The following is a 20,342-nucleotide window of genomic DNA, read 5'->3' as shown; positions in this document are numbered from 1 at the left end:
GGAGTTGGGGCGCGCGACTACACGGCGCGGCGCGGTGCGTCGGCGTGCAGCGTGTCGGGGCGCAGCTCGGCCGGCTCACCGGCGGGTGCGCCCGGTGTCGTGGGCGCGGCTTCCTTGGACAGGGCGACCGGGGGCGCCTGGGGGGTCTCGGCGGCGCTAAAGGTGTTGCGCTGGTAGGAGCCCATTACATTGGTGCTGATCTGGCCTTGCCCGCTGGTCACGGTCTGGCGGATCCGCCATGTGATGTGGCTGAAGTGCTTCAGGCGGTGCATGGGGCGGGTGAGCTCGTTGGATGTCCACCGGCCGGACGTGCCGCCGGAAACCGTCCATGTCTGCCAGTTCTCCCATGTGCCGCCCGGCACGATCGCTTCCACGTCGACGCGGGCCCCTACGTTCGCGGGACAGTACGTCTCGATCCCGAGCCAGAAGACAGGGCATTGCACCCTCGTCGCGGCATACCAAGACGTGGCGCCCGTGGTGCTGTTGGTGGTGGCGCCTGCTGTGGGCTGCCACGGCACGGGGAGGGCCGGGCGGCCGAGGAAGGCGTCGGCGTAGGCGTCGTCCATGACGACGGCGCTTCCGCCCCGCGTCCACATGCGCACCATGTTGGCGGTGTCGGTGCCCGACCCCCCGACGGTCCATGCGGCGCTTCCGTCGTCGCGCCCCAGGTACGTGCCGTACGTGCCGTCGGCCCACTGGCCGGTGGACAGGGCGGCGCGACCGTTGGGGCCGATGACGGCGAGGCTTCCACCTTCGCCGATCGTGACGCGTCCATGCGTGATCTTGTCCATCGCCGGGCGCATCTGCGCGCGGCCGGACAGCTCGCGTACCTGCCGTTCCAGGTCGCGGATGCGGTCGAGGAGATCCAGGGGGATCGCGGCCACTTACGGTACCTCCAGGAAGAGTTTCGCGGTTTCCGGCCGGCCTCGCTCGGGTGGGCTCACCGACAGGCCGACGATGCGAAAGCGCTCGTCCAGGCTGTGCCACAGGTCCCGGATGCGGAGCCTGATCGTCGAGCCGAGCAGGGCCGGAGAGAGCGGGGTACGGTCGAGCGCGACCGTGATTTCGGGGATCACCCGCGGCTGACGGGCAGCGTTCCAGTCGGCGCGGGCGTGCGCGGCGAGGATGTAGGGAGTGCCCACGGTCGGGTAGTCGCTGCTCCCGTCCAGCCGCGGCCATCCGGCGGCGAGGTCCGCATCGGCGACCAGGTCGGACGACATGAGCGGTACCGATGCTTCGACCTGGTTCGCGTTGGTGGTGGCGCCCCGGCTGGTCCACGTGTTGGCGCGGCGGGTGCCGTCCACCGGCCATGTGTAGGCCAGGACGGGGCCGGGGTAGTCGAGGACGGTCTCGACAGCGCCTGAGCGGATGACGGGGAAGCCCATCTGCACACGCTTGACGCGTCGGCCACTCGCCGAGTCGCGGTAGGCCGCCACCCGCCACTCGAACCCGCTGTCGAGGCTGGCGAGTTGCTGGATGAGGTCGCGGATGGTGGGCAGGTCGTAGCGGCTGAAGGTGCGGTCTCGCAGGATGCCGCAGAGGTGCTGATCGCATTCGAGTCCGATGTCGCCGCCGGGGGCTTCCTGCACGTAGCGGATCAGGTCCCGCACGATGTCGAACTGATCGACACCTTGGGCGGTGAACGTGTCGTGCAAGAGCCGGTGGTCGAGATAGGAGTCGAACCCTCCCGCCTGAATCGCCATCGACAGGAAACCGCGCGCGTCGGTGGAGACGTTCGAGGTCCACACGATGCCGCCCCACCACACTTCGCCGCCGCGTTCGATCCATACCACGGTGCGGGCGGGTTCGATCGCGGCCCGCACCCGTGCAGCGAGACCGCGGTTCGGGATCGGGATCGTGGCGTTGAGCGAGCCCGTCTTGCCGATCCAGTCGTCGAACGTCACCCCGTGCAGGGGCAGTACGTCGAGGACTTGATCGGAACGCAGGTCGCAGATCAGGGCCCGGTAGGGGAGAGTCATGGGCCGCGCCATTCGAGGGCGAGTTTGCTGTAGGAGCCGTCGACGCCGGACAGGGCGGTGTCGGAGTAGATCGACATTTCGACGAACTCGCTGGCGCGCAGTACCACCGGGCGCGCGGCGGCGTGGCCCTGCCCACCACTGGAAGTGGCGATGTATGACACCTGCATGTCGCCGGTGCCGCCGACCAGGATCCGCACACGGGCGTTGGTGGCGCCGCCGGGCCAGATCTGATGGGCGTACACGATGTACAGGCCTGCCACCGGTGCGACAAGGCGGGTGGGGGCCGAGGGTGACCACAGGCCCGGCTCGGAGACGGCGTCGGTGCCGTCCCACACGACGGTGGTGTACTGGCGTGCGGTCAGGTTGTACTTGGCGGACTTGAAGGCGCTCGCATAGTGGCGCTCGACGGCGTCCCGCCACGTCAGGCCGTCCCAGCGTTGCAGGGTGCGGCCGTTGTCGCGGTACTGGCCCGGATAGGCCCCGGGGCTGTTCAGGTTGCCGCCCGGTGGCGTGATGCCGCCATAGGCACTGGTGTAGGTGCGCCGGTCGGTGAGTGCCCGGTTCCAGGTGATGCCGCCGGTGCCGGCGGAGGTCCCGGCCGGAACCGCGATGTCCCACAGGGGTAGGCAGCCGGTCGGCACGGGCGGGGCGGACGGGGTGGCGTTGGCCTCGCCCCGGAGCACTTCCAGCTGCGCAAGGGTCTGTCCGGAGATGTCGAACAGCTGGTCGTAGATGCGCAGAACGACGGTGTCGATGCGGTCGAACTGGGCGTGGCCGTCGGTGATGACCAGGACCTCGGGGGCGGTGACGGCCACGGGGTAGGCGCCTTGGACGGAGGTTCCCTGCACGATGGCGCGGCCGGTGCTGATCTGCACCCGCATGGATCCGGCGCCGGTGGCTTCCAGCGGGGTGCCGCCGGCGATGACGCCGGATCGGGAGGTGAGCGGGCCCTCGCTCTGCATGGTGCCCACAGGGGCGAGGCGGGTATCGGTACGGGTCTGCCCGCTTGGCGGGCCGGTGAGCAGCCATGCGGCGCGCACGGTCACAGCAGTGGACTCCTTCCTTTACCAGTGGGCCGAGCGCCACCGGACGGCGATGGATGCGGCGGGGGATGATCCGGGCGCGGCTCGGAACGCAAGATCCGTGGTGCCGGGGAGCAGGGCGAACAACTGCTCGGGCATCGAGCGGGCCGTCGCGGTGTGCAGGCGGCTCGCGGTGCGGTTGAGGGTGACGGTGCCCTCGCCGGTGTCGACGCTCAAAAGGTCGTCCGCAGCGAGGTCGAGGTCGTATTCGAGGCTGGCGCCGGTAGCGAGGTCGGTCACGCTCGGCAGGGATACCGGCCCACGGAACTCCACGATGGGATGGGCCGGGGCTGAACCGGCGTTGTACGCGGTGAGGTTGCCGGTGCTGCCGGGGGTTCCGAAGTCGAGGCTGGCGTCGCGGCCGTTCTCGCTGTGCCAGTCGAGACCGGTCTCGCCGTGCCAGTCGAGCCCCGGCTCGTCGAGGGGCAGTGTCGCCCTGGCGATCTGCTCGACGAGCTCATAGCGCAGGGGGTCGGAGGCGACGAATTCCAGCGCACCGCCGGTGATCGTTCCCAGGGCGTAACCGAGGGTGGTGGGGATCGCCCGGCGGGTGGCGCGTGCGTAGGCGAGCAGTGGGCCGCGCTCATCCAGCCACACCACGAGGGGGCGTTCTTCCTCGACGGGCACGGTCGCGGCATTGAGCGCGCCGACGACCGCGCCGATCGTGCTGTTCGGTGCGCGCACGACCAGGCCGTCAAAGCTGATCGTGCGCGGCTGCGCGAGCAGGGAGCCGGGGAGCGCGCCGTGGGCGGTGCTGCGGGGCACGCTGCCGGAGTCGAGGGGCGGAAGGTCTTCCCAGCCGGTCAGAGCGCGCCACCGATACGGGGTGTCTGCGCCGAGCAGCAGGTCGCCGTACTGGGCTTGTCCGGGGCGGGTGAGGAGCGAGCCAGCCACGAACACCCCCCTCACCCCCTTGTCTTGGCCAGCCACGCCAGCGCGCGGGCGGTGTCATCAGGGGTGCCGTGCTCGGCGGCGTGCCAATGCTCGACGTGCACGACCGCGCCGCCCGGTGCAGCGGTGGCGAGCGACGTGCCGTAGGCGCCCGCGCGTGCGGGGGCCGACGCAATCGGGGGGACAGGGGGCGGGGTGACGAGGCTGCGCATGGTGCGGTCGATCGCACCCGAGCCGGACTCGATACCCTTGACCAGGCCCGCGGGAATCCACCGGCCCACCTCGCGTGCCAGCACGCGACTGGGCGAGTGGATGCCCAGCGCCTTACGGATGGGCCCGGGGATCATCTCCTTGGCCCACGAGCTGAGCTTGTCCTTGATCCAGCCGCTGAGCGACTTGACGCCCTCCCACAGGCCACGAACGAGGTTCTTGCCTTCGTCCACCAGGAGCGAGCCCAGGTGCCCGACCGCACGCGCGAGCATCTGCGGCAGTCCGCGCAGCCATGTCAGCAGCGCTTCGCTGCGCTCGACCGCGCCGTCCTTGAACCGCTGAAACCCGTTCGTGGCAGCCCGGTTCATCAGCGACCCAAGCGACGCAAGCGCCGAGATGGACCGGCCCGGCAGACCGCTCACCCAGCGCACCACCGTGTCGATGCCCTGCTGCGCCCACACCCCGAGCTTGGTGAACAGGTCGCGCAGGAACGTTCCGACATTGCTGACGAGGGTCTTTGCTGACGTCCAGGCGCCGGAGAAGTCACCGGAGAGCAGCTGCGTGACCATGGTCAGGGCCGGGACGACAATGTTCGTGAGGTATCCGGCGAGCAGGTCAGCGAAGACCGCGGCGAGCTTGGCCACGAGAGCGATCAACGGGGTCAACAGCGGCATGAGCGCCGCAAGCCCTGTGGAGATCAGCTGTCCCAGCACCGTCAGCAGGGGCGCGAGCGCCACCACCACGGATGTGAACGCGGCCCCGATCTGGGCAATGCTCGGGGCGAGCGCCACGACCAGCTGTGCCAGCACCGGGAAGATCGTCTGTGCGAGCGACGACAGCAGCGCGGCAACGGGCGTCACCAGCGCGGGCAGCTGCGCGAGAACCGGCGCGAGTGCTTTCGCCAGTTCCTCCACCAGCAGCTGTACTACCGGGGCGGCCCGCTTGATCACGTCACTGAGCGCCGTGAGCAGCGGGGTGAGCGCGGGCAGCAGGGACGCGGCGAGCTTGCCCACGATCGGCAGCAGCGGGGCCACCGCATCCACCAGCGCCGCCAGCACATCAGCGGCGGCATCGAAGATCGGGCCGAGTCCCTTGACGATGGGTGCCAGCCCCTCGTCGAATGCCGTGATCAGCCGGGCGAGCGGCGGGCCCAGCTTGGCCAGCGCGGGCCCCAAGGAGCCCAGCAGCGTCTGTACGAGGGAGGCCAGAACGCCCATGAGGGCGGACATCACCGGCCCGCCGGCCTGAGCCAGCACGCCGAGGAAGCTCCCCAGGGTGGGAAGGATCACGGACAGGGCGCTGAAGATGCCGCCCAGCGCCGTCGCCGCCCCCGAAGCCCCGGTACTCAGCCCCTGGAACAGGCCGGCCACGCCCGTACCGAGCTGTCCCAGCCCGCTCGACAGTGCCTCGACTACGGGCAGGGAGGCTTGCAGGGCGGACACCAGCCCCGGCAGCACGTTCGCCACCAGGGCGCCGATGCCCGCGACAAGCGGCTGCACCATCGGGGCAGCCGCCGCGAACAGACCGCCCAGACTGGGGGCGATCTGCTTGACCGCTCCTTCGATCTGGTGCGCGGCCTGGACGAACGGCGCCACGAGCGGCTGAGCCGCCTTCTGCACGGTGGCCTTGGCCGACTCGGCCATGTCGGAGAACGCAGATTTGACCTTCGCGTTCTCGGCGAGCACCTTCGCCCCGAGCCCGATCACCGCCAGCGGCACCGCGGCCAGCGCACCACCGGCCGCGACCGCGCCACCGGCCAGCAGCATCGTGCTGACCTTGACCGCCGACAGCAGCGGACCCAGCACATTCAGCGAGCGCCCGGCCCTCTCGGCACCACCACCCACCTCCTCGCCCAGCGCCCGCCCGGCATCCTGCGCCCCGGCCCGGACACCTTCGCCGAGTGCCTGGCCCGCATCCCCGGCCGCAGCGGTCAGCTCATCCGTCAACGCCTGCCCGGCAGTCTGGGCCCCGGCCCGCACCCCGTCACCGAGTGCCCGGCCCATGGCCGCGGACTCCGAGACGTAGCGGCCGCGCATATCGCGCAGCCGCCCGGCGGTGTCGCGCTGCAACCCCTGGAGGGCGGCCTCGGTCACCTCGACACCGCGGCGGGCGCCAGCGTCGTCGAGGCTGATATAGCCGGTGAGTTCACCAATCGTGAGGGTCAACGTGCACCCCCTATGAAGTTGTTGAGCTGTTCAATTGTTGATCAATGACCCCCAAGGTGGGCTAGTGTCTCGTGCTCCTGTCGCCGTCACTCCAGTTGGCGTCGCACAGAGGGCTGACCAGCATGTTCAGTACGAGCGCGAGTGACGCGAAGAGGATCACGCGACACTAGTACGGTGACTGCACAGGTTCGCCGAGTTGGTGGTCGAGGCGAATGCCCGTCTCACCTTCCCAATGCCGCCGTAAGTCTGGGTGGATGTCACATACGAAGCTGCGCGGTGTCCTGGTGTGCGCCAGCGTCGTCCTCCCACCACATGTGCAATCTTATTGGGCCATTTGGGAACGGCCCCATGCTTGTGTGTAATTGGAGAGAGATAGATCGTCCCGGCAGGATGACGGCCATCTGAACCGTTGCGGCGGCCTCTTGGGTCATTGCCAGATAGGTTGAAAGGGGGAACTGGAGCAACAGGTGTCTTGCGGGAGAGCCTCCGGTGTTCTCGATCACCATGAAGCGCCTGCCGCTCTGTTGCTCGAATCGCGCCACAAGTTTTGCGCGCTGTCGCACCTCAGTCTCGTGAGACCAGCGTCCGCGTTCGATGGTCGCCGATTCCTCGGCGGCCTGAGCGCTGCGTTCGCCTGCACGCGCCGATTCCTCGGCGGCCTGAGCGCTGCGTTCGCCTGCACGCGCCGATTCCTCGGCGGCCCGTGCACTGCGCAGAGCGAACCAACATGCAAGAGCCGCGACCGCTAAGGCCAGCATTGTGGCGATGGAAGATCCGCCATCAAGGGCATCGCCAATGGGCACGGCTAAGGATTCCCCCACCATGGTCTCAGACGTTCCCAGAAGCGCTGATCGATACCCGCGTACGATCGGCGAACCCTATCTCCAGAGAGGATCTTGTCCAGGAGCCCGACGAGTCGAGGCGACCTCTGGGAAGGCGGAGGTTCAGGTGATGTCCCGGCGAATCTACGCGGTCGCAGCACTAGCCGGTGAGTCGGGCGATTTCGGTGGGGTCGGTCACGGCCCGTGGTGTCCTGCGCCAAGCCGCGGCGAACCCTGACTCGGCGGGCAGGCCGGCGAGCAGGACGAGCAGGCGCCGCGTGGACAGGGCAGCAAGATCGCGGGCCGTGAGGTGGTATTCGCGGGCGAGGTCGGCCTCGATGGCGGCCCAGTGCGTTACGACCGCCTGCCAGAACTCGGCCGCTTCCCCTGCCCCGTGCTCCGGCGGCCGGAACGATTCTGTATGGGCCGGGGCGAGGGGGCTTTTCCCTTGGCGTCCTCGCGCTGCTGGTACTGCTTGGCCGCCTCGCCGATGGTGATACAGCCCGGGGTGGCGGTGTTCGCGGTCGCCCAGATCAGCAGTACGCCGAGCTGGTCGTCGTCCATGCCGCGGGCGGTGAAGTCGTCGGCGGCATCCGGGCCGAACAGCGTCGCGAGCAGGGCGAGGATGTCCTCGGGGCGGGCCGAGTGCTGCACGCGGTGAAGCTGGACGGTGAACAGCGCGGGCACGGTGGCGGGCAGCCGGTACTCGCGTCCGAACAGGCGCAGTGGAACCCCGGTCCGCTTGGCCGGGCCCTGCTCGGCGAAGAACGCATCGAAGTCGGCGACCTGTACGGGGGACACTTCCCGGTCGTCAACTGCACCACCGTGCTGGGGATCGGTCACGGGGCCGTCACCACCGGGGCCGTGGTCGGCTTGCCGCAGCGGGTGAAGGTGGCGCCCCAACTGGTCTTGTCGTTGGTGTCACCGGACTGCTCGCCCGGTGACATGGTCGCTTCCCAAACGGTCCAACTGGTCTGGGTCACATGGCGATAGCGCATCTTGTTGCGGGAGTCGGCGCCGAGCCGGTAGGTCCACACGTTGTCGACGTACTTCTGCCCGGGGTCCTGAATGCCGTTGGCCGCGGCGTACAGGCCCGAGATTTCGATCGTGGCGCCGCGCTGCATCACGTCCTGCTCGTAATACCCGTCGGAGTCAAAGGTAGTGGTGTCGGCGGTTTCCTCGTTCTCGGACTCGTTGCGCGACCAGCTGTTCAGGTGGCCGATCGGCAGCCACTTGTCGGCGGGGTCGGTGCCGTCCTCGACTTCGAAGATCCAGCCTCGCGCGTCGATGGGCCTTGCCATACGGGGCGGCCTCCTATTCGGTGCGGTGGGTGGTGGGGGCCGACACGTCAAGGTCGAAGTTCACGACATGCTCGTGCCGGCCGGAGGAGTCGGGCCCCATGGGGGCGGGGGTGCCGCGCGCGGCGGCGAGGATCAACCATGGGCCGTCGGCGGGGAGCTGGATACCGGCGAGACCGTGAAGCTCGCTGTAGATCGCCTCACAGCGGCGGCGCGAGGCGCGCGGGTCGGATCCGCCGCGTACGCGGACTTGCAACCGGCGTCGGTCATAAGCGTTGAGTGAGTCCTGCGCGCCCCCGTCATACAGCCACAGACCGACCGCGGCATCGGGTGTGGGCGGCATGGACTCGATGAAGCAGTCGCCGTTTGTCCCAGTGGGGTCATAGGAGAGCAGCTTCTGCTCGGAAAGGTGGCGGGCGAGGCCGTCAAGCAGATCAGGCATCACGCTCCTGTAGATCAACACGCACCTTTGGTAGCGGAGGCTTATGTTCGAAGAGGGGTGAGGGAGTGATGACCGTGACCCCGGAGGAGTATCAACCGCAGTTCCGCCATTTCGACAGCTTCGAGGATCTTGCGCGTGCTCATGCTGCTGCGAAAGAACGTCTAAGCAAGGCAGAGCGGCGAGTCCAGGAACTGGCGAGTCAGCCAGTCGAGCCCTTGCAGACCGGCGAGATAGCACGTGTTCCCGTTGAAGTCCTGGAGGCTGACCACGAGCTGCTACAAGCGCAGGGAGATTTCGAACTGCTTGACGGGCAATACCAGGCGCAGCTCCAAGGGCAGTCCGAGGAGCGTGAACTTTAGCGGAGAGATCGTCTTAGCTGGGCAGTGATGATCTCGGCGACTGTTCCCGCTTCCTCGGTCAACGGCCCTTCGAGGTACTTCGCCGTACGCCCCGCGTCGTGGCGGTAGTTCAGCTCTTCGTGCTGGCGCACTGCGTACGGGGTGTCGTACGCGACGGCGGCGCTCAGGCGGGACTCGTCGACGGTCGCGGCGCCGGACCGTTCGAGGGTGGCCTCTTCGATCGGCACGCGCTTGCGGGACTCGGTGAGGACGTGCTCGGCGGCGATCCGCAGACCGCGGATCGCGCCCGCACGGGTGCCGCGTAGTACGGCGTCGCCGTTCCAGCGAAGCCGGGCGCGCTGCGTCATTCGCAACTCACCTCCGTTGACTGCGGCACGGGAAGGCCCGGGGCGGTGTGGCGGGCGATGTTGATCGCCTTCGTGGCGCGCCCGTCGGGCAGGGTGAGGCGGGACTCAGGCGGGCAGTCGAGACCGGGCTCGGCGATGATCTGCGCGGTGCTGGTGACCTCGCGCCCCTCGCGGTCGCGTACGGTGCGGACGGTCTCGGCGACCAGCGCCGGAACGTCTGCGACGGGTGGCCCGTATACGGGCCCGTACGCCCCTTCCCCCTGGTACGGCTCGATGGTGACGCGGTGCGGGAGCAGCCAGCGAGGGACGTTCACCAGATCACCCCCGGGAGCAGTCCGGCGCGGGTCAGGGCGCGGTGGGCACGCGGGGCGAGATCGACCTCGCCGGGGCCGGGCGGGGCCTGCCTGCGGCCGGACAGGGCCACGGGCCCGATGCTGACGCTGTCCCATCGACTCTGTGCCCCGGTGCCGTCATCGCCCGTGGCGGCCTGGTACTCGACCTGCGCACACACGGCGTCAGCAAGCGCGGCGGCGATCTTCGGGTCGGTGGGGCCGCCCACAGCGTCGACCGCATAGCAGGCGGTCAACAGGGCGTCGTCGATGTCCTCGGACGCACGGGCGAGGAGGCGCTCGGCGCCCGGCGGGGCGGCCTGTCCGGTCCACGCCGACAACTGCTCGGGGGTGGCGTAGAGGCGGCGCACGGGCGCTACTCCTTCTTGCGAGCGGCGGCGGGACGGCCCTCGGGCTTGTCCTCCGGGGCGTCCGGCGGGGCGGCCTCGACGGGCTCGACGCGGTAGCCGGCGCCCTGGCAGTACCCGACGATCGCCGGGTCGCTGGTCTCGGCGGTGCCATCGACGAACGCCAGTCCGCCGGGGCCCTCGCCGGTGTAGCCGTCAAGGGGCGCGGTGATGCGTACGCGGATACTCAACTTGACCCCCTCACGCGCTCTTGATGTTGCGGAACACAGCCGCGGCCCTGGTGGACTTGAGGACCGGGGCCGCCGGGCCGAGTTCGACCTCGCCGCTCTTGACGGCGCCCGCGTTGGAGAAGTCCGGAAGCCACGTCGAGAGCAGCGGGGCGCCACCGCCGACGCTCGCGGCGTGGAAGCCATCAAGGGCGTACCTAATGGCGTACAGGTCGCCAAGGCCGGTGATGTTCCCGCCGCTTCCGGCGCCGTCCGGGTCGCGGGCGACCAGTCCGATCACGTCGGCATTGCTACCGGCCCGGGACTTGAGGTCGAGCAGCGGAATCCCGTTGTACGCGGTGACCGGGCGGCCGAACGCATCGGTGGTCTTGTCGAGCTGGTCGGTCCATGCGGCAATCCGCTTGAAAAGAGCGAGGGTCTTGCGGTTGCCGTAGATCACATCAGGAGTGTCATCCATGGCGGCGAGCCAATTGTCGATGTGGGTCTGTGCGGTGAGGGCCGCGGCCTTGTCGTTGATCGCGGTCCAGTCGACGTAACCCGTGGTGACGCCGTTGGCGAGCGGAAGGTATTCGGTGCTCGAACCGGTAAGGATCTTGGACAGACCGTCAAAGCCGTTGGTCTCGACGGCCTTGTCACCGTTGATCACAGCATCGGCGAACTTCGCGCGGCTCGCCTTGATGAGCTGCTGCATGTTCAGCGTCACGGCCCCCGAGGCGGCCGGACCGACACGGGAGATCACCCGGTCAACCTGGAAACTGCCGCCGAGCGGCACAAGGTCGACGCTGTAGCGCTGGGTCTGGACCTCGGCCGGGGCGTACTCGGTGTTGAGCGCGCGGAACGTGGCGTCACGCTGGCTGATCAGGCGCCGGTATCCGTACGTGAGGGTGTCGCCGCCCGTCGGGGAGACGACGTTGTCGAAGGTGAGCCGGTCGAGAATGTCGCTCGACTTGCGGAACTCATCGATGACCTGGACATCCACGTCATCCTGAGCATTGTTGCGGGCCTCGGTGAGCGAAGTAGGCAAAACGATTCTCCTGTGGGTCAGCTGCCAAGCGCGGCGGTAATGGCGTCGTGCAGCGTGGCGGGCTTGCGGTCACCGGTCGGCGGCCCGCTGAACTCGGCTCCGCCGCGGTTGGGTCGGGCGGCCGGTGCGGCGAGGCGGGGGTTTGAGGCGACCGCGGTCTCGACGGCGGCCTGCACAGCCGCGGAGTCGCTCGGGTCGAGGTCGGCGAGCGCCTCGGCGAACTGGCGGGAGTCGAGCAGGGCGTCGGGGTCGCCCCCGGCCTCGCGCGCGGTGCGGTAGACAGCAAGCTCGACAGCGGTCTGCCGGGCCTGCGCCTGCGAGGCGGTGAGTTGCGCGGTGAGCTGGGCGGGGTCGGCCTCCTGGCCGTCCGGGATGATGCCGAGAGCGCGGCCGATGTCCTGGGCAAGCTGGGCGCGGGCCTCGTCAGCGGCCTTCTGCTTGGCCGTGACGCGCTGCTTTCCGGCCTCGGCGCGCGCGGCGGCGAGGTCGGATTCGAGGCGGGCAATGGTCGCGGCGGTGTCCTCACCCTGCGGCGCGGGCACCGGCGGGGTCGGCGCGGGCGTGCCGCTCGGGTCCTGCGTGGTCGGCGCGGTGGGGTCGCCCTGCGGCGCGGCGGGGGTGTCGCTCATGGGTGCACTCCTGGTGCGGATGGGCGCCTGCCCCTGGCGGGCGCGTGCGGACATGCAAAAGGGGCCCGCTCCTGGCGGGCCCCTGGGGGTGTGGTCGGTGGGGGTGCTACTCGGCGCGGTCGACCTCGACCTCGACCTCGCGCGTGCGGCGGGCGTCGGCGTATCCCTTGATCCACGCCCGGCGGAGCAGCGAATCACGGGGGTACGGGCACACGGGCCGGTCGTCGGTCTTACCGGCCTCGCGGCCTTTGAGCATCGCCTCGACGATCTGCTCTCTCGGCCCCATGCTCGCCCCCTTACCGCTTGTTCTGGTGGTCGGATTCATTCTTGCGCGCGCCCTCGGACCAGCGTTGGCGCTGGCCGGTGGCGGCCTCGATGAACTCGGCCTGAGTCAACCGGCCGCTGCCCTTCCACCACTCCTTGAGCTCGTCGGACGCGCGCGCGTACGCGATGCGCGCGGGCCCGCGGAACAGCTCGACGGGATTGACGCCCTGGGCGGTGGCCTTCTTGTTGAGCAGGTAGCCGTTGCAGTCCGCCTCTGCCTTCAGGAACTGGTCATAGACGTACTCGTCGTACAGGGCGCGGGCCTGCGCGCGCGTCAGGCGCGGGCCCTGTTCGTGCTGCTCCTCGCCGTCCGGCGTCTTGAACGACTCGTCGCCTGCGACCAGTTCGGCCCACACGGCGTCATCCGCGAGCGAGCCCCAGCCGTCCGGCGGCGGGGCGGGATCGAGCAGGGCGGCCAGGGTGTTGCGGTCGGCGAGCAGGTCGTCGACGGGGTCGCCTGTGCCCGCGGGCGGTGGGATCGGCGGCGGGCTGCCCGGTGCGGCGGGGGTGCCGGGCGGGGGCTCGTCGCGGCGGTCCAGCTCGGCGGCGATTTTGAGCAGCTCCTCGTCGGTGGCGTACTGCATGGCCCAGGCGAGTTCGTCGTCGGACAGGTCCGACAGGTCGCCGCGCAGCTGTCCGCCGGGGAACAGGCGGGCGAGCAGGTCGCGGCGCGCTGCCTCGGTGGCGATAAGGGCGAGGGTGTCCTCGTCAGCGTTGCGGGCGCGGGCGGCAAGGTCGTGGTCGGACAAGCCGACCAGTTCGGCGCGCACGCCCGGAAGCTGGGCCGCGCGGTCGCGCCGGTCCATCTCCGCCATGACACGCAGCGCGTCGGCGTCGTCGAGGTGCCGGTACGCGCGGGCGAGCTCGGAGTCGCCGAACTGCGTCAGGTCCTCGGCGACGGTGCCGCCGGGCGTGATGCGGGCGAGCAGATCGTCGAGGTCGCGGCGGTCGGCCTCAGCCTCGACGCGGGCGCGCGCCTGGTCGTCGAGCAGGCCGGACCCTACGGCGGCGGCGAGCTGGTCGTCGCCCATCTCGCGCGGCGTGGCGTCGTCGCCCGACCACAGGCGAGCGGCCTCGACCTGCTCGGGCGTCGCCTCGCGGCGCGGCTCGGGCAGGTTCGAGGCGCCCGGCTGCTCGCGGTGGCGCAAGCGGCGCAAGTCGGGGTGCGCGGCGAGGTGCGTGCGCATGGCGCCTTGCCACTGGCGGATCTTGAGGCGGGCGGCGCGTTTGGCCTCGGGCGTGACGGCGGCGGCCTCGCGGCGCTTGTACTGCCTGATCTTGCGCTCGATGGCGCGCTGCCGCTGTCCGGCCTCGTACCCGGCGGGGTCGCTTACGGCCTGCTCGGCGCGGGGGAGACCCGGGGTGTAGGCGCTGACGGAGTGTCGGCAGTTGGGGTGTTGGAGTCCGGCGAGGCGGGCCTCGTCGAGGGTTCCGGCGACGCGTACGGGGATCATGCGGCCGTCGTCGATGGCGTGCTCGACCTCGACCGTGCGCTCGCCGCCCGGCCCGTCGATGGACAGGACCTTGCCCTCCCACGGGCGGCACAGCGGGCACTCGCGCGGTGCGTCGGACACGACGACCAGCTCGATACCGGCGTCGGACAGAGCCCGCATGTGCGCCTCGGTCGCGGCACGGCCGACGCTGGTGCGTACGGCCATTTCGGCGTAAGAGGTCAGCTGCCACCTGCGGCCGGCACGGTCGGTGAACGCCCGAATGCCCGCGTCGGCAAATCGGCGCATGGCGTCCTGTGTGGCCTGTCGGCGGGTGCCGGTGCTCAGGAGCGGGGTGGCGGTGACCTCGGCGACGACGGCCCGGAACATGTCGACGACGGCTCGAAGAATCGAGCGGTGCGTCGAGGTGACGCGGTCGACGGTCTCGGCGGCGAGCCTGTCCACAGCCTGCGCATTGGGCGTCACATCGTCGACCAGCGCGCGGGCATCGTCGGACAGGGCGCCGAGTTCGGCGACCGCGGCTCGGTGTCCGGTGTTGTACGCCTCGGCGATGACCTCGAACACGTCGAGGGTCACAGCCTTGCCCAACTCGTCGACGACGCCCTGCGAGGCGCGGCGTACCTGTTGGACTGCGGCGAGTTTGCGCTCGGCCCACCCCGGGGCGTCGAGGCCGTCGGCCAACTGGCGGGCGATGATGGCGAGTAGCCGTTCCTCGGCGGCGGCGTACAGGTCGCGGGAGCGCTCAGCAAGGGGTTCAACCATCCCAGGATTGATGGGCATTACCTCTCCATGGATGGAAGTCGCCTTGATCAATTTGAAGAAAGGTTTTTCTTCTTTCGAACTTACGTACTCTGGTCACATATCGCGCCCAGCGGCCTAAACTAGTAGGGCAGTTTCAGCCATCGTCAGCTGTTGCGGCCTAATTCTCTGGCGCGTAGCGCGGGGGTGGGCGGCGTGTTCTGGGCCCACTATGGGCGGGCCCAGAGTGCGGCACCCACTGCACATCCCGTCTATGCTAGGAGAACGCGTTGAGGGTTCCCGCAGCAGTCTCATGGCTTATAGGTCATGTGAAGCGAAAGAACGAGTGGGGGCGGGGTGGTCGCGATGACCTAATCGTCGACACGGCAGTAGCTCCTCGCAAGGGGAGAGTTCGCACGCTTTTTTTCGCTGTAATGCTCGCTTTGACTTCCGTCCTCGCCTTCACCAACCAGGTTGGAAGGGCTTTTGAGTTGGCGGACAGGATCTACGAACACGGAGGTCTATGTTCATACCCGGTTGTTCGAACGGTTAAATGGTCTGACCTAGTTTGCCGATCCGATGACAAAGAAGCGTCTCGCAGCAACAGTAGTAACAGCGATGCGCTGATAGCTCGTAGCTGATAGCTCAATTTTCATCAGGCAGCAAAGGGCCCGGCCCTGATGGGGTCGGGCCCTCAAGTATTGATCCGCTTCTAGAATCACAGCGGATAGCGACCAATAGAGTCAGGTGCGGCTGCCCCTGTCTCGACAAGGATTGCTGTCACCTCGGCCTGTACCGAGGTGTCGTCCCACTCGGGGTGAAGGATCTTGACCTTCGTCGAGGTGGAGACGGCACCTGCGCGGTTGAGCAGGTCGAGCGTGGTCGCGGTCGACTGTTCCGACTCGGCGACGCCGTCGCCGAACTCTACGTGCGGGCGTGCAGGCGTGATTCGGCTGCCGAACTGGACGGCGTCCAGCTGCAACCACACGTGCACCATGTCGGCCAACGGGTGCCGCCAGTACCCGGCCTTCTTCTTCCGGGTGACCATGCTCCGCTGATCGCGGTTGTCGACCTCGGTCGCGGTGACGGGCTGTCCGTCACTGCCGAGCCCGAAACTCTGCGGGCTGTATCCGGCGGCCTGCGCTGCCTGGCGCGTGATGGCCTCGGTCGTGGCGCGGTGCTCCTCGACCCTGATCTCGAACTGAGCCAGCGTGATGCCGGCGCCCTCGTTCGGCGGCATTTTCAGGGAGTGCCATACCTCGCGGTCGTCGTCGAACGATGCACCATGGCCGGGGCCTTCGTTGCGCAGGTACCCGTCGGGGACGATCAATCGGGCGCGGGCGAGGCGGATGTCGCGCATCCAACTCGTCCACGTCTCGTCGAGGGCATCGAACAGGCCGTGAAGCGGGGCGGCGTAGTCGCTGCGCCCGATCGGGCTGTTGCGGTGCAGCCGGTTGGGCAGCATGTTCGGGACGTACGCGGCGGTCAGATCGCGGATGCCGGTGCTGATCGTCTGGCCGTCGCCGTCGGTGTCGAGCGAGTCGACCAGATCGGCGGTCTCGGGGTGCTCGGACAGCGGGACGGCGCGGCCGATGTTGTCGGGCGTACCTTCGTACAGGGCGTGCACGATGCGGCCCGGCTCGTGCCGCTCGATGTGCCGCCACACGGTGCCGCCGTCCGAACCGTCCAGTTCTCGCCAGAAGTTCACGGCCCTCAACAGGCCGAACCGGAACTCGGGCAGCGACCCGTCGGGCTGCATCACGGACAGGATCGGGCGGTCGGTGAGGTCGCGGTCCCAAGTGATCCGCAGGAACACTCCGGACAGGGCGGCGGCCTGCTCGGCGGCGCCGAGGAACGTCTGTTGCGCGCGGCCCTCGTCGAGCAGCTGGTCGAGGCGGGTTTGTGTTGCGCTGTCCTCGACGGTGATCGTCGGCATGTCCGCGAACAGCAGGTCGGCACTGGTCGATGCGATGTCGCCCGGCAGCGGGACGTGTAGGCGCTGGTCGACTCGGTGCTCGAACGACTTGCGGCCCCACAGGCGGCGGCGCTCTGGCGGACGCTTGTGGTGGGCGTAGACGCGGGCGAGGCGGCGCGGGTCGCCGCTGTACCACGCGTCGTCGACGCGCATCTCGTCGTAGTACGGGGCCCACTGCGGCGGGGGCCACGCGGCGCCGTTGTCAGGCAGCGACATTCTCGCCTCCCTTGGGCGTCGCGGTGAGCTGGTGGCGCCACTCGTGCGCGGTCGAGTGGATGACGTAGCGCAGCGCGTCGACTGAGTGGTCGTCGACCTTCAACGGGGCGTCCTCGCCGCGCGCGGTGGCTTTCGGGTCCCAGCTGTAACCGGGGAGTTCGCCGAGCAGTCCCTCGCATGATTCGTGGACGAGCAGGCGGCCGGCGGCGAGCAGGCTTGAGACGCTGCGGATTCCGTCGGCAACGTCGTTGCTCGCGCGCGCGAGGCCCGGATATCCGTCCTGCCACAGCTGCGTTGAAAAGCTCGCAGCCGACGGGTCAATAAACGTCCACTCGGGCGCAATGCCGAGGCCGTCGAGCCATGCCCGGACGGCTTGGCTGTACTGGGCGTCGGTCATGCTGCGGTGCCGGGCGCGGGAGTCGTGGCGCCACTCGGCGACGACGTACAGGCGGTCGTCGACACCCTCGCCGAGCAGCAGCGCGGCAAACGGGTTGGTGGTGCCGTAATCCACACCAGCCCAATGCCGGCGCATGTCGGGGAGTTCGGTCACGACGTGGTGTGGCTCGTCCCACATGTCGTAGATGGCGCCCTCGGCAACAACCCATGCACCGTCAATCATCCGTCGTCGCCACAGACCGACGAACTCGGCGGCGAGGTCGGCGACGTACGCGGGCGAGAGCGACGGGTTATCGGCAAGCCTGAAATGCCAGGCCCGAAGGTTCAGCTCGTGGGCGCGGTCGAGATACCCGGTCTTGAGCCAGTGCCTGGGGCTGTCGGGGTTCGTGGTCGCGTAGACGCGCGCTCCGGGAACACTGAGGCGGGCGAGCAGCTGAACGAAGAACCCTTCCGGCAGCAGGGTTGCTTCGTCGCAGTACGCGAGCTGCGCGGTAAGGCCACGTAGGCGGCCCTCGGCGCGGGTGTCCGCGGCGCCGATCAGGTGCACGGTGCGGCCCAGGATCGTCGCCGTGGTCGCGCCGCGGGTGTGCTGAACGTGCCGGGCGAGGGGCCCGAACAACGCTGCGTCTTGCAGCGGTTCGAGGCAGTTGCGTTCGATCGTCTGGAGTGACCGGCCACAGATGATGATCAGTCCCGAGGGGCTGGCCTTCGCGACGGCGATGACGAACGCGAGCAAACTCGCAACCGTCTTGCCGCTGCGCACGCTGCCGTGCCACAGGTTGATACGGGCCGTGGCGCGGCCGATGCTGCGCAGCTGCTTGCGGGACAGGGGCAGACGATCGAGATCGAGCACGGCTCACCCCCCGGCTGCGCCTCCGTCCTCGTCGGCGTCCTCGTCTTCGTCGTCGGCGGCGCGGGTCAATGCCTCGCCGAGGGCGCCGAGCATCGAACGGACCTGGGCGGCGTCCTCGCCGCCCTCGGCGGGGGCGAGCTTGAGCGACTTCTCGATCGCCGTTCCGGCCGCAGCGAGGATCTGGCGTTGATCACCGAACGTGGGCCGGTCGAGGTGGGTCTCGGACCACACGTTGTCCTTGCCGCCGAATGCCCCGACGGTGCACGCCTCCCACAGCTGCGCCCGTAGGCGCTCGGCGTCGGTGTGCAGCTGATCGGCGAGCTGGGCGCGGCGGGCGGCGAGGTCGATACGGCGGGCCTCGGTAGCGGCGACGACCTCGGGCCCGCGCTCGAAGCTGAGGCCGAGGGCGGCGGCGATCTTCGACACGGTCGAGGGGCTACGCCCCATGGCGCGGGCGATCTCGTTGCGGGCCTTGCCCTCGGCGTGCAGGCGGCGGACCTGCGCGCGGTCGCGGTCATCGATAAGGCGAGCCACGGGCGGTCACCTCCTCGCCGCGGGCATGACGAACGCCCCGCCGCTGGGGGGAGCGACGGGGCGTTCGGGAGGGCGTCCGTTTCCGGGCACGCCGAAGACGGGCCCAACTCTAGGTCACGGAACGGTAACGGCGCAAGAGGGTTCGGGCGGCCTCATGCGCGGGCGGCGCGCTCGGCGTCCGGTCGCGGCTGCCGGGCCGTCGGACGGCCGAGCAGGGTGTCGGCGTACGCCGTGGGCAGATGCGGGCCGGGCGGCGGACTGGGGAGCAGACGGCCGAGCGGTCGCGGCGCGCGGGCGGGTGACCTGTCCGACGGCCGGTCATACCCGCTGGTCGCGGGCGTGGCCGGGGCTGGGTGGCGCAGTTGGTAGGCGAGCAGCGTCGGCGCGGTGCACTCCGGGCATACCGCGTGTGCCCAAGCCGTGCGGTACATCTCGGCGAGCTGTCCGACGGCCTGTCGGACAGCATCAGCGAACGTGCCGCCCGTACTCATGATGACGGCGAGATCGTCGGCGAGGGCGTGGTCGACGCGTACGGAAGGACGGCTGCCGAGGGCCGGCGGGCTGGTGGTCTTGGGCTGGGTAGGGTTGGTGTCAGTCATGGTCGGGGGTTGCTCCCGTCTGTGGTGAGTCGGGCCCGTGAGGCGGTGAGGTCGCCGAAGCGGGCCCGCGTTGGTGTGGGGCCCGGTTACTGCTCTTCCGGGGCGCGCTCGTGGCGGTAGATCGCTTCGTCGTCGGTGCCCTCAGGGCCATCCCAGATCAAGACGCGGGCGCGGCGGGTGGTGGCCTCTTCGCCTGCGCCCTCGATGATCAGCTCGGCGAGGTGCGCCTCGCTGCCCTGCGCGAGGTGGTCCTCGCCGCTCTCCCACGTCTGCCACCCCTTCCCGGCGGAGCTGTCGGCCAGGTCGAGGCGCCACACGTAGAGCGTCTGCCCCTCGGGGAGCTGCGCACGGCGTGCCTCGTGCGCCGCGCGCTCGTGCTCCTCGACGGCGGTGCGCAGCTTGTCGAGGAACGATTCGGCGGCAACGCGGTCCGGCCCTTCGGGTACACCCGCGAGGGCTCGCGTGTAGCGGTTGAGGGATTCGCGGGGGTTGGTGCCTTTGGCGGCATCGGCGGCGACGCCCTGCTCGACGGCCCACTCGGCGCGCTTGTCGCGCAAGATCGCGTACACACGCGAGGTCGTGAGGTCGAGCAGCTGGGCAACGTCGGGCGCCTTCATGCCGACGGTGTCGGCCTGCCAGATCGCCAGAGGGGTGGAGGCGACGGCCTTCTCGCCGGCCTTGCGGGTGTCGGCGATCTGTACGAGGGCGTGGGCGGCGGGGCGCTGCTCGACGCTGAACCGTTCCTCGATCATCGCGGCGCGTTCGGCAAGTTCGCGGTTACGGTGCCCCCGGCGCATGGTGCGCTTGATGCTGGCGGGCGTCCACGTGACGCCGGTACCGCCGTGCTTGGCGACGGTGTCGAGCAGGTCGAGGGCGAGGGCGGCGAGCTGCGGGTGGTCGTCGAGCAGGGCGTCGAGGGCGGCCCGGGACTCGGCAGGGTCCGGTACGCGGGTGGCCTCGATGCCGCGATCGGCGAGGTACTGCTCGACGGCGGCGCGCTGCTGCTCAAGGCTCTGTGGCTGCTGATCGCTCGTGTTCATGCGTGCTGCTCCTGTGTCGGGACGGGGCCCGCCCCCTGGGGCGGG

Annotated in this window: 23 protein-coding genes; 1 reads left to right on the top strand and 22 read right to left on the bottom strand. The window is 69.6% G+C overall.

Features of this window, described 5'->3' with window-relative positions; genetic code table 11:
• Positions 1-17: 17 nt before the first annotated feature.
• From QIY60_RS04830 to QIY60_RS04790, 9 genes are all read right to left on the bottom strand, one after another.
• Positions 18-884, bottom strand: a complete 867-nt coding sequence (locus tag QIY60_RS04830) for a hypothetical protein (RefSeq protein ID WP_283141308.1) — start codon at positions 882-884, stop codon at positions 18-20.
• A complete protein-coding gene (locus tag QIY60_RS04825; protein ID WP_283141307.1) occupies positions 885-1,979 on the bottom strand; it encodes a hypothetical protein in 1,095 nt (364 codons plus the stop codon).
• Positions 1,976-3,025, bottom strand: a complete 1,050-nt coding sequence (locus QIY60_RS04820) for a hypothetical protein (protein WP_283141306.1) — start codon at positions 3,023-3,025, stop codon at positions 1,976-1,978. The genes QIY60_RS04825 and QIY60_RS04820 overlap by 4 nt, the downstream gene beginning before the upstream one ends.
• A gap of 18 nt (positions 3,026-3,043) precedes the next feature.
• Positions 3,044-3,955 (bottom strand): phage tail domain-containing protein, encoded by a 912-nt coding sequence (locus tag QIY60_RS04815; RefSeq protein ID WP_283141305.1) that lies wholly within the window; start codon positions 3,953-3,955, stop codon positions 3,044-3,046.
• An 11-nt stretch (positions 3,956-3,966) separates the two neighbouring features.
• Positions 3,967-6,327 carry a hypothetical protein gene (locus QIY60_RS04810; protein WP_283141304.1) on the bottom strand — a complete coding sequence of 787 codons (2,361 nt, stop codon included), beginning with the start codon at positions 6,325-6,327 and terminating at the stop codon, positions 3,967-3,969.
• 257 nt (positions 6,328-6,584) lie between these two features.
• Positions 6,585-7,130: a hypothetical protein gene (locus QIY60_RS04805; RefSeq protein ID WP_283141303.1), complete on the bottom strand. Its 546-nt coding sequence runs from the start codon at positions 7,128-7,130 to the stop codon at positions 6,585-6,587.
• A 372-nt stretch (positions 7,131-7,502) separates the two neighbouring features.
• Positions 7,503-7,949 carry a hypothetical protein gene (locus tag QIY60_RS04800; RefSeq protein ID WP_283141302.1) on the bottom strand — a complete coding sequence of 149 codons (447 nt, stop codon included), beginning with the start codon at positions 7,947-7,949 and terminating at the stop codon, positions 7,503-7,505.
• 38 nt (positions 7,950-7,987) lie between these two features.
• Complete coding sequence (locus QIY60_RS04795) at positions 7,988-8,449, bottom strand: hypothetical protein (RefSeq protein ID WP_283141301.1); 462 nt, start codon at positions 8,447-8,449, stop codon at positions 7,988-7,990.
• A gap of 13 nt (positions 8,450-8,462) precedes the next feature.
• Complete coding sequence (locus QIY60_RS04790) at positions 8,463-8,909, bottom strand: minor capsid protein (protein ID WP_283141300.1); 447 nt, start codon at positions 8,907-8,909, stop codon at positions 8,463-8,465.
• A 53-nt stretch (positions 8,910-8,962) separates the two neighbouring features.
• On the opposite strand from QIY60_RS04790, the gene QIY60_RS04785 reads away from it, so the two are divergent.
• Complete coding sequence (locus QIY60_RS04785; protein ID WP_283141299.1) at positions 8,963-9,247, top strand: hypothetical protein; 285 nt, start codon at positions 8,963-8,965, stop codon at positions 9,245-9,247.
• Here QIY60_RS04785 and QIY60_RS04780 read toward each other — a convergent pair.
• From QIY60_RS04780 to QIY60_RS04720, 13 genes are all read right to left on the bottom strand, one after another.
• Positions 9,244-9,594, bottom strand: coding sequence for a hypothetical protein (locus QIY60_RS04780; protein ID WP_283141298.1), 351 nt, complete (start codon positions 9,592-9,594; stop codon positions 9,244-9,246). The genes QIY60_RS04785 and QIY60_RS04780 overlap by 4 nt on opposite strands.
• On the bottom strand, positions 9,591-9,908 hold the full coding sequence (locus QIY60_RS04775; RefSeq protein ID WP_283141297.1) for a hypothetical protein: 318 nt from the start codon (positions 9,906-9,908) through the stop codon (positions 9,591-9,593). The genes QIY60_RS04780 and QIY60_RS04775 overlap by 4 nt, the downstream gene beginning before the upstream one ends.
• Positions 9,905-10,294 carry a hypothetical protein gene (locus QIY60_RS04770; protein ID WP_283141296.1) on the bottom strand — a complete coding sequence of 130 codons (390 nt, stop codon included), beginning with the start codon at positions 10,292-10,294 and terminating at the stop codon, positions 9,905-9,907. The genes QIY60_RS04775 and QIY60_RS04770 overlap by 4 nt, the downstream gene beginning before the upstream one ends.
• Before the next feature lie 5 nt (positions 10,295-10,299).
• Positions 10,300-10,521 (bottom strand): hypothetical protein, encoded by a 222-nt coding sequence (locus tag QIY60_RS04765; protein WP_283141295.1) that lies wholly within the window; start codon positions 10,519-10,521, stop codon positions 10,300-10,302.
• Positions 10,522-10,531: 10 nt separating this feature from the next.
• Entirely contained in the window at positions 10,532-11,542 is a 1,011-nt protein-coding gene (locus tag QIY60_RS04760; protein ID WP_283141294.1) for a major capsid protein, read from the bottom strand.
• 17 nt (positions 11,543-11,559) lie between these two features.
• Positions 11,560-12,171: a hypothetical protein gene (locus QIY60_RS04755; RefSeq protein ID WP_283141293.1), complete on the bottom strand. Its 612-nt coding sequence runs from the start codon at positions 12,169-12,171 to the stop codon at positions 11,560-11,562.
• Positions 12,172-12,277: 106 nt separating this feature from the next.
• Complete coding sequence (locus tag QIY60_RS04750; RefSeq protein WP_283141292.1) at positions 12,278-12,457, bottom strand: Rmf/CrpP fold protein; 180 nt, start codon at positions 12,455-12,457, stop codon at positions 12,278-12,280.
• 10 nt (positions 12,458-12,467) lie between these two features.
• Complete coding sequence (locus QIY60_RS04745) at positions 12,468-14,726, bottom strand: phage minor capsid protein (protein ID WP_283141291.1); 2,259 nt, start codon at positions 14,724-14,726, stop codon at positions 12,468-12,470.
• Positions 14,727-15,402: 676 nt separating this feature from the next.
• A complete protein-coding gene (locus QIY60_RS04740) occupies positions 15,403-16,875 on the bottom strand; it encodes a phage portal protein (protein WP_283141290.1) in 1,473 nt (490 codons plus the stop codon).
• Positions 16,862-18,124 carry a PBSX family phage terminase large subunit gene (locus QIY60_RS04735; protein ID WP_283141289.1) on the bottom strand — a complete coding sequence of 421 codons (1,263 nt, stop codon included), beginning with the start codon at positions 18,122-18,124 and terminating at the stop codon, positions 16,862-16,864. Before QIY60_RS04735 ends, QIY60_RS04740 begins: the two co-directional genes overlap by 14 nt.
• A 3-nt stretch (positions 18,125-18,127) precedes the next feature.
• Positions 18,128-18,658 carry a helix-turn-helix domain-containing protein gene (locus tag QIY60_RS04730; RefSeq protein WP_283141288.1) on the bottom strand — a complete coding sequence of 177 codons (531 nt, stop codon included), beginning with the start codon at positions 18,656-18,658 and terminating at the stop codon, positions 18,128-18,130.
• Positions 18,659-18,810: 152 nt separating this feature from the next.
• Complete coding sequence (locus QIY60_RS04725; protein WP_283141287.1) at positions 18,811-19,257, bottom strand: hypothetical protein; 447 nt, start codon at positions 19,255-19,257, stop codon at positions 18,811-18,813.
• An 86-nt stretch (positions 19,258-19,343) separates the two neighbouring features.
• Positions 19,344-20,297 carry a hypothetical protein gene (locus QIY60_RS04720; protein WP_283141286.1) on the bottom strand — a complete coding sequence of 318 codons (954 nt, stop codon included), beginning with the start codon at positions 20,295-20,297 and terminating at the stop codon, positions 19,344-19,346.
• Between the last annotated feature and the right edge of the window lie 45 nt (positions 20,298-20,342).

The sequence above is a fragment of the Streptomyces sp. BPTC-684 genome (assembly GCF_030028635.1).
Lineage (GTDB): Bacteria > Actinomycetota > Actinomycetes > Streptomycetales > Streptomycetaceae > Streptomyces > Streptomyces noboritoensis.
The sequence above is the reverse complement of the archived record's forward strand: the minus strand, read 5'-3'. Positions and strand labels throughout refer to the sequence as shown.

Coding starts and splice junctions, on each gene's coding strand:
- QIY60_RS04755 (WP_283141293.1), bottom strand. CDS start 12,171: ATGAGCGACACCCCCGCCGCGCCGCAGGGCGACCCCACCGCGCCGACC.
- QIY60_RS04780 (WP_283141298.1), bottom strand. CDS start 9,594: ATGACGCAGCGCGCCCGGCTTCGCTGGAACGGCGACGCCGTACTACGC.
- QIY60_RS04795 (WP_283141301.1), bottom strand. CDS start 8,449: ATGGCAAGGCCCATCGACGCGCGAGGCTGGATCTTCGAAGTCGAGGAC.
- QIY60_RS04720 (WP_283141286.1), bottom strand. CDS start 20,297: ATGAACACGAGCGATCAGCAGCCACAGAGCCTTGAGCAGCAGCGCGCC.
- QIY60_RS04750 (WP_283141292.1), bottom strand. CDS start 12,457: ATGGGGCCGAGAGAGCAGATCGTCGAGGCGATGCTCAAAGGCCGCGAG.
- QIY60_RS04745 (WP_283141291.1), bottom strand. CDS start 14,726: ATGCCCATCAATCCTGGGATGGTTGAACCCCTTGCTGAGCGCTCCCGC.
- QIY60_RS04725 (WP_283141287.1), bottom strand. CDS start 19,257: ATGACTGACACCAACCCTACCCAGCCCAAGACCACCAGCCCGCCGGCC.
- QIY60_RS04740 (WP_283141290.1), bottom strand. CDS start 16,875: ATGTCGCTGCCTGACAACGGCGCCGCGTGGCCCCCGCCGCAGTGGGCC.
- QIY60_RS04825 (WP_283141307.1), bottom strand. CDS start 1,979: ATGACTCTCCCCTACCGGGCCCTGATCTGCGACCTGCGTTCCGATCAA.